Origin of the sequence: Acidocella aminolytica 101 = DSM 11237, from assembly GCF_900129125.1 — a bacterium.
GTDB lineage: Bacteria > Pseudomonadota > Alphaproteobacteria > Acetobacterales > Acetobacteraceae > Acidocella > Acidocella aminolytica.
Window position 1 is genome coordinate 1 of the sequence record NZ_FQVJ01000066.1, and the last position, 12,039, is coordinate 12,039.

Sequence of the window (12,039 nt, forward strand, 5' to 3'; positions counted from 1 at the left end):
TCAACGCCGCGATGGCCTGGTCGATCATCTCTATTCGACTTTGACGGGCGAACCCGCGTCGCTGAACCTGCCTGGATTTTATTTGGATGCCGTGATCGGCGGTCGGGATTTCTGGACGGGGGAAACCCCGAAATTGGGCGAGAATTATATCTGCTCGGTCGCCCTTGAAGGCTTCCCGGCTGAATCGCATCCCGGCATCCTGGATCTGCTGGACGGGCTGCCAATGAGCACGCGCTGGTCGTCTCGGTTCATATTCCTGGATGCGCGCGAAGCAACCAGCGAGCTAGAAAAATACCGCAAGCGCTGGGCCTTCAAAATTCGCGACTTCAAGGCGCAATTGCTGAAAATCCAGAATGCGCCAGTCAATGAGGATGCGGTGCAAATGGCGGCGGAAACCTCGCGCGCGCGAGGCCATGCCGAGGGCGGCCTTGTGACCTATGGCTACTACACGCCGGTCATCGTGATGACCGGGCCGCGGTGGGATGATCTGGAAGAACAGGCCCGGCTTGTGGTGCGCGAGGTTGGACGGCTCGGCTTTGCGGCGCGGATCGAGGCGGCGAATGCCGTCGAGGCATGGCATGGGACGCTTCCAGGCCATGCTTATCCGAATGTGCGGCGGCCATTGATACATACACTCAATCTAGCCGATCTGCTGCCCCTATCCAGCGTATGGGCGGGTAAGCCGTTCGCGCCATGTCCGTTTTATCCGGCGGAAAGCCCGCCGCTGCTTTATGCGGCGACGGGTGGCACAACGCCCTTCCGCCTTAACCTGCATGTCGATGATCTTGGTCACACGCTGATCTTCGGGCCAACGGGTGCTGGTAAATCGGTGTTGCTGGCGACGGTTGCCATCCAATTTCTCCGGTATCCGGAGGCAACTGTGGTGGCCTTTGACAAGGGCCGGTCGATGCTGGCGACGGTGCTGGCCGCTGGCGGCCAGCATTTCGAGATTAACCCCAATGGAGACGATGGCGGGGCCTCGGGGATGCTTTGTCCGTTGGGGGATTTGTCGAGTGAGGCGGATATCGCTTGGGCCAGTGAGTGGGTGGAGACATGCTACCGGCTTCAATCCAATGCGGCCTGTACGCCCGCGCAGCGCAATGAGATTATCCGCGCCCTGAATCTGCTCCGCGATGCCGGCAGCCGGTCTGTGACGGATTTTGTCACGACGGTTCAGGACGCCGATGTTCGGGATGCGTTGAAATTCTACACGTTGACGCATCCGATGGGACCGCTGCTCGATGGGCAAGCGGATCAGCTCTATGGCTCGGCTCAATTCCAGGTTTTTGAAATTGGTGATCTCATGGAGATGGGCGAGCGCGCGGTGATTCCGACGCTGCTCTATCTTTTCCGGTTGTTTGAGAAAGGTTTGCGCGGGCAACCGGCGCTGCTGGTGCTAGATGAGGCGTGGGTGATGCTGGGGCATCCGGTGTTTCGCGAGAAGCTGCGGGATTGGCTGAAAACGCTGCGCAAGGCGAATTGCGCCGTGGTCATCGCGACACAATCGCTCTCAGATGCGCAGCGCTCGGGAATGATGGATGTGCTGCGGGAGTCCTGCCCGCGTGTGATCCTGTTGCCCAACCCCGAGGCGGCGAAGGACGGGATCATGGAGTTCTACAGTCAGCTTGGCCTCAATGAGACCGAAATTCAGCTTGTGCGCCAGGCCGAGCGGAAGCGTGAGTATTACGTCACTGGCCCGGAAGGCCGTCGCCTGATTGATTTGGCCCTGGGGCCGGTGGCGCGGGCCTTCGTGACGGTCAGCGATAAGCCGAGTGTGGAGGCGGTCAAGGCGCTGGCGGCGCGTGATCGTGAAGGCTGGGCATTGCATTGGTTACGGCAGGAGGGAGTGCGGTATGATGAATACCTGGATTAAGCGCGGCACGATAGCGGCGGTGTCGGTGGTGGTGTTGGCCGGCGTGCCCCGCCCGGCTTTTGCACAGATGGCCGTGTTTGATGCCGGTAGTTACGCGCAGCTTGTCCAAGAAGTGAGCCAAGGCGCGCAGCAGATTAGTAATCTTGAACAGCAATTGCAGGCGCAGCGCGCGATGTTACAAAGCCTGCCGCAATCGTCGCTCGGCAATCTGTTGCCTGTCGTGGGCGAGACTTCGGGCTTGATCAATCAGATTCAGGGCATCCAGCAAACCAGCGCTGGTCTGCTCAGTAATCTAAACCAGTCCTATCCGACAAGTTTTACCGGCCAAACGCCTATGCAGATGCAGTCGGCGATCGCCGCGATGCAGGTGCAGAATCGGCAGGCGATTACCAGCGCGATGCAGATTCAGGATCAGATTGCGCAAGCGCAGCCGGAAATATCGAACTCAATCACTTCGGCGGAGAATGCGTCGGCTGGCGCTCCGGGGCCAACGGCGGCAATCCAGGCCACAAACCAACTCGTCGGCAATGTCGCGAGCCAGCTCACCGAACAGAACGCGCTCTTGTCGAGTGCGGACCGGGCGCAGCAGCAAGCTGCCTTAAGTGAACAAGAGGGTGCCGCCGCAGCGCAGCAAGAAGATGCGGCGCCTCCCGTGACGTTTAACGGAGAGAACGATTAATGAAAAACCTTGTTTTATTATGTGTCGTCGCGAGTGTGCTTACTGGCTGTCACAAAAGCCACAGTGTTTCGTGGTATGAGCACCACCCGCAGCAGCTTTCAGAAGTGCTGAAACATTGCGCGCCGGATAATAATAGTTCGCTGTGTAATAAAGCCTCAGAAGCAAAGGCCCGTAGTATCATGGCGGCACCGCCGGTGAAATTTAATGGAGAAAATGACTGATGAACCGGCGCCACATATTGGGCATTACGGTGTTCCTTGTTTCTGTATGGGTTTTAACCCTACCAGGATCGGCACACGCAGCAACGTCGGCCGCCGGAAGTTATGCAGCCGGCCTCGCGCCTGCCGATGTAATGAACGAAATCATTAACGTATATAATAAAGCGGCAGCGCCAATGGCTGCCCATCTACAGAGCTTGGCAGTCAAGTTGTTTGTTGTTCTGGCAACCATCGAACTCGGTTGGTCAGCCTCACGACTTGTTCTAGGGCGTGGCGACATCGCCGATTGGCTCGTGGAACTAATACAACAGGGCGTGTCAATCGGGTTTCTCTTTTATCTTTTGACGAATTTCAGCTCATTAGCAAATGATGTCGTAACGGGATTGCGCGATGCAGCATCTATAGCGGCCAGTGGATCGGCCGCTAATGCAGGCAATATCTTTGCGTCGGGAATGCAGATAGGCACGGATGTCATAAATAGTCTAATTTATAAGCTGTCGGCGATACCAACGGATATTGCGATGGTGATTTGTGCCATAGTCATTATTTTCATGTATGCGACGATTGCAGCGGACATATTATTCGTCGTTATCGAATCTAAGATAGCAGTTGTTATCGGGATGTTGTTCATGGGTCTTGGCCCGTCCAGATGGACAAGCGGCTATATGATGAAAATGATCAACTACGTCATTTCGGTGGCAACAAAACTATTTGTCATGCTTATCGTTGTGGGAATTGGTCAGTCTGTAATTCAGACATTCGCAGCTAATGCACTTCATGCGACGTTGGCGTCGGATTTGTCGTTGGTTGGCGCCGCTGTGGTGTTTGTGGCGCTTGTCAAAAAGATCCCTGATCTCATTCAAAGCGTGATTAGTGGTGCGGCCACCGGCGCCAGCGGAGAACTGACGGCTGCGCTTGCAGGCGCGGCGGCAGGGGCTGCATCGATGGCAATGGGCGGTGCCGGCCTCGCGGGCGCGGCGGGCGAGGCCGCACAATTAGCCTCAGCCGCTAGTGGCGGTGAGGGTGCCGCTGGTGCATTGGGCGCGGCCGCGAGCGGCGGAGCGGGCGAAAGCGGCGCTGGCGGAGCATCCAGTGGCGGCGGTGCAAGCATGGGCCGGGGGCAATTGATGGCACGCACGGCGGGCATCCTTGGGCGTGCCGCAATGGCGGATATGCAGGGCCGCCTAGAAGGCGATCCGGCATCCCGTGGCGGCACGATGGGCGGGCGGATGGCGCGGCGCATTCGTAGTGCAAACACCTCGAAATCCGACGTTCCCCGCCTGACACCGGACCCATAAATGGCGTGCGCTATAGCCGATGAAAAGATAACTTTCCGCCGTAAATATGCGAAAGCATAGTGACAATCTCCGCCCGCTATCGTAAGGTATAGACCATGCGTAATCCTCTCACTCGTCGGCACCCGCCAGTTTTTCAGGAAACTTCGGCAGACTTCGACAAGCTGGCCCCATCGTCTGATGGGGCCAGCCCTTATTTAGCAGGTCGGCGCGAGTGGAATGAACGCTATGGCGATTTCGTCAAGCAAGCCGCGCAATGGCGCATGGTCGCCCTTGGTGCGCTGGCCGTCGCGTTCGTCGCGGTTGGATGGGCAGGCTATCGGTCATCACAAAGCCGGTTTGTGCCATTCGTCGTGCGCGTGAACAAGCTGGGTGATGCGGTTGCCGTTGCGCCGTTGACCGAAGCGCCGCCTGAGGATGGGCGCGTTATCGCGGCTCAGCTCGCGCGCTGGGTTTTTGATGTTCGCTCGGTATTCAACGATCCTCGTGCGGAAACCACAATTCTCGCCGATGCCTATACCTCGATCGCGCCAGACAGCCAGGCGTTTGTATCCCTCAATCAATGGCTTCAACAGAATAACCCCTACAAGCGCGGCCATGACGATGCGGTGTCCGTCAATGTGCATGATGTTCTGCCGATATCCCCGAACGTCTATCGCGTGACCTGGACAGAAGATGATCGTGGCCGTCACGACGGCACTGACGATACCGAGAACTGGTCCGCGATCGTCACGATTAAAATCGAGCCGCCGGCCTCCGCGTCGGCCATCATGAAGAATCCCATGGGCATTTACATCACGAATTACTCGTGGTCGCGGAGCGTAAACTGATGCGTAATATTTGGGCCATCGTAGCCGCTTGTATGATAGTGCCGGCCTCGGCCCTGGCGCAACAAGCGGTGCCAGCAATTAACCCGAATGAATTGCCTCCTCCGATCCCGCTACTGAGCAATAAAGTCGTGCCCCTCGGGGATAAGGCCGCAGCCGGACTCCGGATATCTGAGGCGTGGTCATCCTCCCGGAATTTACCCACGCCAGGTAGTGACGGCGCAGTGCAATTTTTGTACGGGGCCACACTGCCAACGCTGGTGTGTGCGCCGTTGCGCGTCTGCGATGTTCGCCTGCAACCCGGCGAAGTTGTGAAGCAGATCAATATCGGCGATTCAGTCGAATGGCAGGCGATCCCTGCCGTGAGTGGAGACGGGGCTGATGCGGTCACGCATGTTTTGATCAAGCCGGTGAACTCTGGTCTTTCAACGGACATGGTAATTTCAACCAATCGCCGAACCTACACGATCCAGCTCATTTCGGATCGGCAGCGGTGGATGCCGGTAGTGGCCTTCCAATATCCCAGCGATGTGCAGGCCGCATGGGCGGCCTATCACGCCAAGATGGATCAACAACAGACAGACAATGTGCTGCCGTCAGGGCAGTCGGTGGCGAAGCTCGATTTCAATTATCGGCTGCATGGCGATAATCCCGGCTGGCGTCCGGTGCGGGTCTATACCGATGGCACCAAAACCTACATCGATTTCCCGGACAAAATGTTGGTCACGACGGCGCCGGTTTTGCTCGCGCTTGGCAGCAACGGCAAAACCGAACTTGTCAATTATCGGGTCAACGGGTCAGTCTATATTGTCGATCGCGTGTTGACGCAGGCCGAACTGATTTCTGGTGTAGGATCGGACCAGCAAGCGGTGCGGATTACATATACAGGGCGGAGGTTCTGATGCGGGCGCGACAGGCGATGTTGGTCGCGATGCTCGGGCTGAGCGGCTGCGCGACTACGATGGGTTCGGGGTCTTTTGTGTCTGTGCCGCCGTCGATCAAAAATCAGCAGGTTGCAGCAAACCTGACCGGGTTGGTGGCTCATGCGCTACCGCCCGCGCAAACCATAGTGATGTTGCAGCCGGCACCGGGATCGGCCGGAAAGAGTTTTGAGGATACCTTGGACGCGGCCCTGCGCGCACGGGGTTTTGGTGTATCAAGTCACGCTGGCGTCAATGTTCGCTATGCGGTTTCGTCCTTCGATCAATCAGTTCTGTTGCGCGTCTGGACCAATAATGAAGTGCTGACACGGGCCTATCAGCCGGATAAGGCGGGTAAGCTGGTGCCGGTGTCGCCGATAACGGTTGGGCGAGCCGATGAGTGATGACGCGCCGTCTCCAAAGCCTGCGAATGTGGGGATGGGGTTAACACCCGCGAAAAAAAGAACATCATCCAAGGTCCGCCGCCTATCACCTATGATTGCGGTTGTTGGTTTCGTCGTGGTTGCGGCCGGAACCGCCGTTATTATCGACGGCACATATGTTCGGGTACAAAAAAAACCGCCTCCGGCAACATCGGTATCGTCTACGGACCAAAGTGCCGGAGATGATTCGACCGCTACATCTTCCGCCATCATGGCGAAATTGATCGCGGAAAGCGGTGGGGCATCTCCGTCCTCAACCAAACCAAAAAATACACCAGCAGAAAGCGGAACAAGCCCCGGCGACAAAACGACGGCGTTGGCGAACCAAACCGCAGCCGTGAGCCCAACGCAGCAACTCGTGCAGCAAGCCTGGGTGCAATATGTGTCGGGGGTTATACAGCAAACACAAAAGCTGACCGATCAGCGGCGCCGCGCCCTTTCGTCGGGTCTGGCGGCATCCAGCGGCGGCAGTTCTGGCGCCGCTGGAGCGGTAAGGATCACACCAGCATCATTCACGCCGCCTGATGATGGCAACCCGCTCGCGGGCATGATCAGCGGCGCGACGCCTGGACAGAATGTGACGCCAAACGATGGTGGCGTCGGTAATGGGGCGGTCTCCTTCGATGGTGGATCGGCGGGCGACTCTGCCGCTCTTTCGGCTGCACAAAAATCGTCCTATCTCGGTAAGCTGCGCGGTAATCCGGACTATCTGCCGACAGGCCGCGAAGCGCCGATATCGCCGAACGTTCTCCGCGCTGGCAGCGTGATTCCAGCCGTGATGGAGACGGGCATTGATAGTGATCTGCCGGGCCAGATTCTCGCGCGGGTAGCCAGCAATGTCTATAACACCCCGGACGGATCAGAGGTTTTAGTGCCGCAGGGAGCCGAGCTGATCGGCACGTATGACGATCAGGTGGCAAACGGCCAAAGCCGTGTGCTCGTCGTCTGGAACCGCATTATTTATCCGGACGGATCGAGCCTCGATATCGATTCAATGCCGGGGTCAAGCCCAAGCGGCTATGCCGGTTTTCATGACCAGGTGAATAATCACTATTTCCGGATATTCAGTGATGCGTTGCTGATGTCGGTCTTTTCGGCCGGGGTGCAGCTTTCCCAGCCGCAGGCATCGCCGAGCAGCACCTATTCGAGTCAGCAGGTCATCGCCGGCTCGCTCGGGCAGCAGCTTGGCCAGACCGGTCAAAACCTGATTAACCGGGATATTGGCATCGCGCCGACGCTTAAAATCCGGCAGGGCTACAAATTTGACGTGATGATCACGCGCGATCTGGTTATTAAGCCGTGGCAATCGGTCGCGTCATTGTCGAGCGAGGCGGGCAACGATTCACCGCCGGAAACCAACCGTACGATGTGGATTGCGGAGCCTCTACAACATAACCATCTTTCACATCAGCAATTGGTTGTCGCGTCAGCGGATAATGGCGCCGCCAGTCGTTCGTCGGGCAAGCCGCAATCCTTGCTTGGAACATTACCGGCGACCCCGCCATCACCCCGCAATCTTAGCGGCGTTGTTTCCGTCCCCTCGCTGCCGGTTCCGCCGAATGCAGTGGCGGCCACGTCTTTGCCGCCCGTGCCCCCGCCGCCCCCCACCTGGTCGCTGCCTGCGGGCCAGCTCGTAGGCCGTCAGATCAGCACATGGGGTGAAAGCGCCGGTTGGCATGTCATCTGGAATGTCGGGCAGGACTGGCCGGTTCCGCGCGCCAGCAACTTCCAGGGCACGTTCTCCGGCGCGGCGAGCCAGGTCATCGAAGATCTGGCGGCCCAAGGCGCACCCATTCACGCCACATTTTATCGCGGCAACCACACCCTCGTTGTGACTGGAGTTAATCAATGAAACGCTGGACAATCCTACTCGCCGCGACGGCTTTGTCCGGCTGCGCGACATTCCATCAAGCCGCGGATATGAACGCCAAGGCAAACGCGGAAGCGCAAGGCGCTTCGGCTTATTATCCAAAGGTGGTGCAGACCACGCCCGCGCCGTTCCTGATGGGACCGCCTGTGCAGATCGCCCCCCCGCCTAACCCCTTGCTTCTTGAAAATGTAACGCTGGTCACGGCCCAGCCGCTTTCGATCCGAGAGTTGGCGGGCCGGATTACCGATATAACCGGGGTGCCTGTGCGGGTCACGGGTCTATCGATGCCGTCGAGCGGGCTTGACGCCATTCCGGCCTTGCCTGCCGCAGCAACGGCCGGGGCGCTGCCGCCGCCTCCGGCGGCGCTGTTCTCGGCCGCGTCCAGCGGTGGAGAGACCGTGCAGGTGCCGTCTTTAGCGCTGCGCTATCACGGCACATTGCGCGGCCTGCTTGATACGATTACCGCCCGCGCCGGGCTGTCGTGGCGGCTTAAGGATGGCGTGATCACACTATTCAAGATCGAGTCACGGACGTTTTTGATTCCAGCTTTGCCGACGACAACAACGACGGAAAGCAAGATCGTCGCCAGCGCGGGCGCCACCAGCTCGTCCGGGGCGCTTGGGTTGAGTTCGGGCGGGGGCGGAAGCTCCGGCGGCAATAGCTCGAACGGCGATACCTCGATCACGAACAAGTCCACAACGGACATTTGGAAGGGGATGGAAAAAACAGCCGAGGCCGTCAGTGGTGGCGCCAAGGTGACGGCGGATGCGTCGTCCGGCACGATTACCGTGACGGGAACGCCTGATCAGGTTAGCCAGGTCGCAAGCTGGGTCTCGACCTTACAGCAAACGCTCTCGAAGCAGGTCGCGATCACGATCCATATCTACAATGTTCAGCTCACGAACGAACAGAATTATGGGTTCAATCCGACGCTCGCATTCCAGAATGCGGCCAAGTCGTTTGGCCTGTCTCTGGCCGGTGCGCCAGCCCCAGCGGTGGCTTCGGGAAGCTCGACCTTCTCGTTTGGCGCGTCCATCCTGAGCACGGCGCAAGGGGCTGCGGGTGAGTTTGCCGGCACGCAAGCAGCCGTGCAGGCACTCGCGACGCTTGGTCATGTCAGCCAAGTGTTCAGCCAGTCGCGGGTCACGCTGAATGGCGAACCCGCCGCAATCCAGGTGGCGCAGCAAACCGGGTATCTGGCGGAAAGCCAGATCAACCAGGCGGCGAATGTAGGCAGCACCACGGGCTTGATACCGGGAACGGTGACAACGGGCTTTACCGGAACGGTGACGCCGCGGGTTGTTGGCAATCGAATTTTGCTCGGCATGAATATGACGATCTCGTCCTTGGTCAACCTTAAGACGGTGAGCAGCGGCGGAGCCTCGATTCAGGTACCCACGACGACAGATACCGTCGTCAATCAGTCGGCGTCGCTGCGCTCGGGCAGCACGCTGATGATCACCGGCTACAAAGAAGCCGATGGTAATACCACAAACAATGGCGTTGGCACGCCGTTCTTTGCATTCCTCGGTGGTGGCGGCGACGCGCAGGTGAAAAAAACCCTGATCGCGATCGTTGTCAGTGCGCGGTCGCTGTGAGCAAGGGAGACAAAATCATGGTGCGTAAAACCGCCCTTCTGTTGGCCTCATCGATGTTGATGATGGCTCCTTCGCTGGGCCTTGCCGATCCCACGTCGGCATCACAGCCGAGCACCACGATCAGCCAGCTCGATGCGCTGCATGATCAGATCGCTGTGCTCAAACAGCAACTTCAAATCGCCAAACTCAAGGCTGGTATATCAGATGCCGGTAAGAGTGGGAGCGGTTCGTCGGCCGCCACCCCAACCGGATTTCCTGGCGTTGGCTATGGGCAGCCGCAGCAACCAGCGTCGCCTGCGCCCGCACCCCAAGCGTCAATGCCGCGCGTCGTCTCGATCGATGGGCGAGGTAGTCGCTTGTCTGCCGTGCTGATGATGCCCGATGGCGGCGAGATCGTGGCGACGCCTGGCCTCGGCCTTGGGGATGGCCTGACAGTCCATGATGTGACCGCCTCAGGGGTCCGGGTGATGAAGGCAGGCAATTTGCTGCCGCTGCCGTTCATCAGCACCGAAGCCACCCCCCAGGCCAGCCCACAAGCAGCGCCGGAGCCCGCCTCGCCCGTGAGTGCGCCCCTCCCACTCGCTTATCCGCTGTCTTTGCCTGGCGCCGGTCAATGACAATCGCCAAAATCATCAAGGTCGGCGACCGGCAATGGATTGCGGGGCTTGTTTGGCGTTCATTTGCTGATCGCCCGAAGCTCGCTGAGCTTCGAGAGGACGCCAAGGATCTCGGCGCGGATTGGGTGGCGGTCCGGGGCACCAGTCAGGTAATCCAGGCCGGTTTTTGTCCGGCGGTCGAGAGCGATAAGCCGAAGCGGATTTTTTCTCTGGCAGCGGCAATCGCACAGTCGCAGGAACAGCCGTGGCTCGGGATTTATCAGCTTTCCGATGACCTTTGGTGGTATCTGGCGGTTCGTGACGGCCAGGCAGTGCTTCCGGATGGTGACGTTGTTGGTAGCTATGAGACGATTCTAGAAGCCCGCCAGCGTCACGAAAACTATGCGGACTGGAAATACCTCAAGGGCACGTTGGGCAATGATCTCCTGCCGATTTTGGAAGCCGCGCGCGGTTCTGATGCCCTTGTGCCGGTTCGTTCGGTGGAGCCGGTTTCGCCATGGCGTGTGATTTTACCGGGCATCGCGGCGATGCTGGTTGTCGCCGGAGGGGTATGGCTTTGGCACCGTCATGTTGAAGCTGTGGAACGGCATCGCCTGGAAGCGCTCGCGGCTGAGCGGGCGCGTATCCTTGCCGAACAGAAAGCGGTTTCGCCATTGCTGAGTTCACCGACGCCGGATCACTGGCTGGCGGCCTGTGCGGCTGCGATTGGCCCTGTGGACGTGTCTGATGATGGCTGGGTCAACGCGGGAATTGCCTGCGGCGCCACAAGTGCGACCGTGACCTGGAAGCGCGACACGGGCGCCACGGTATCCCAGCGGCCACCCGGCGCGTTATCGGGCGATGGAAATAGTGTGGTTCAGTCGATCTCCTGGCCTGCATTACCCCATGGTGCGGACGATGCGCAGGGCTTAGCGGCTTCTGACAACGCACTCTACGCCCTGTTGCAACCGCTCGGCGTGCAAGCGCAAATCTCGGCACCACCTACGCCGCCTCGTCTGCCAGGGTCAACAAACACCACGAAACCACCTCCGATCCCGGCGCAATCCGTGGCGTTCACGCTGCCGGTGGCGCCGTTCGGCATAGGGTTCGATCAGATACCAGGCTTACGCCTGACGTTTTTACAGAGAAAGCCGGATGGCTGGTCGATTCAGGGGATGATTTATGGACGGTGATGCGCGTATCGGTCGTGATCTGCCGGCGTTGCCAGATCATTTGAGCGAATTTATTGCGATCGATTCCGCGACGCTGAAACTCTATGTCGAACCCCGCCGGAAAGCCGACCCGCTGCTGCTGACCTGGCTGGATCGCTGCCGTCAACGTGGTGTGAAATTCGATGTGGTTGCCCTCGATCTCGATGAGATTGTGGAGTGGCGGCGTAACGGGCTGCGTCCGGTTGTCAGGTCCACAACGTCGGGAAATGACGCAGCCCTCGAAAATCGTGAAGCCGCCATGAACATACTGGCTCGCGGTGCAAGCTACACGGCCTCTGACATTCATATCCTGTTGCGGGGATCTCACACTGAGGTCCAGTTTCGTGTGAAGGGCGAGCTGCGCGTCGCGGAACGCCTGACGCAAGAGGAAGGCGAGGCGATCATCCGCGCGTTCTACCAGGGGATCGCGGTCGTGAAGGATGCGAGCTTCACCCCGCTAGAGACGCAAAACGCTCAGATAAGCGGGCCGATCGTGCAAGAATATGGCC

Annotated in this window: 12 protein-coding genes; all 12 read left to right on the forward strand. The window is 59.0% G+C overall.

Translation table 11 applies throughout. From position 1 onward, the window contains the following. On the forward strand, nt 1-1,873 hold a 1,873-nt coding region (locus BUB54_RS19050), incomplete at its 5' end, for a VirB4 family type IV secretion/conjugal transfer ATPase (RefSeq protein ID WP_073212023.1). Beyond that, entirely contained in the window at nt 1,854-2,552 is a 699-nt protein-coding gene (locus BUB54_RS19055; RefSeq protein ID WP_048878787.1) for a hypothetical protein, read from the forward strand. The genes BUB54_RS19050 and BUB54_RS19055, both read left to right, overlap by 20 nt. Further along, on the forward strand, nt 2,552-2,773 hold the full coding sequence (locus BUB54_RS20570; protein WP_139285012.1) for an EexN family lipoprotein: 222 nt from the start codon (nt 2,552-2,554) through the stop codon (nt 2,771-2,773). Before BUB54_RS19055 ends, BUB54_RS20570 begins: the two co-directional genes overlap by 1 nt. Nucleotides 2,774-2,904: 131 nt before the next feature. Next, on the forward strand, nt 2,905-4,068 hold the full coding sequence (trbL, locus tag BUB54_RS19060) for a P-type conjugative transfer protein TrbL (RefSeq protein ID WP_048878788.1): 1,164 nt from the start codon (nt 2,905-2,907) through the stop codon (nt 4,066-4,068). A gap of 95 nt (nt 4,069-4,163) precedes the next feature. Then, complete coding sequence (gene trbF, locus BUB54_RS19065) at nt 4,164-4,895, forward strand: conjugal transfer protein TrbF (RefSeq protein ID WP_082075645.1); 732 nt, start codon at nt 4,164-4,166, stop codon at nt 4,893-4,895. Next, on the forward strand, nt 4,895-5,794 hold the full coding sequence (gene trbG, locus BUB54_RS19070) for a P-type conjugative transfer protein TrbG (RefSeq protein ID WP_048878790.1): 900 nt from the start codon (nt 4,895-4,897) through the stop codon (nt 5,792-5,794). The genes trbF and trbG overlap by 1 nt, the downstream gene beginning before the upstream one ends. Then, nucleotides 5,794-6,216, forward strand: a complete 423-nt coding sequence (locus BUB54_RS19075) for a hypothetical protein (RefSeq protein ID WP_048878791.1) — start codon at nt 5,794-5,796, stop codon at nt 6,214-6,216. Before trbG ends, BUB54_RS19075 begins: the two co-directional genes overlap by 1 nt. Beyond that, entirely contained in the window at nt 6,209-8,107 is a 1,899-nt protein-coding gene (locus BUB54_RS19080; protein WP_082075646.1) for a TrbI/VirB10 family protein, read from the forward strand. Before BUB54_RS19075 ends, BUB54_RS19080 begins: the two co-directional genes overlap by 8 nt. Next, a complete protein-coding gene (locus tag BUB54_RS19085; RefSeq protein ID WP_048878792.1) occupies nt 8,104-9,723 on the forward strand; it encodes a secretin N-terminal domain-containing protein in 1,620 nt (539 codons plus the stop codon). Before BUB54_RS19080 ends, BUB54_RS19085 begins: the two co-directional genes overlap by 4 nt. Nucleotides 9,724-9,740: 17 nt before the next feature. Then, the gene (gene pilP, locus BUB54_RS19090) at nt 9,741-10,340 is read left to right on the forward strand and encodes a type IV pilus biogenesis protein PilP (protein WP_048878793.1); all 600 of its coding nucleotides are present in this window, start codon (nt 9,741-9,743) and stop codon (nt 10,338-10,340) included. Continuing rightward, entirely contained in the window at nt 10,337-11,512 is a 1,176-nt protein-coding gene (gene pilO2 / locus BUB54_RS19095) for a type 4b pilus protein PilO2 (RefSeq protein WP_048878794.1), read from the forward strand. Before pilP ends, pilO2 begins: the two co-directional genes overlap by 4 nt. Further along, nucleotides 11,502-12,039 (forward strand): hypothetical protein (locus BUB54_RS19100; RefSeq protein ID WP_217652556.1); only part of this gene is annotated, 538 nt, incomplete at its 3' end. The genes pilO2 and BUB54_RS19100, both read left to right, overlap by 11 nt.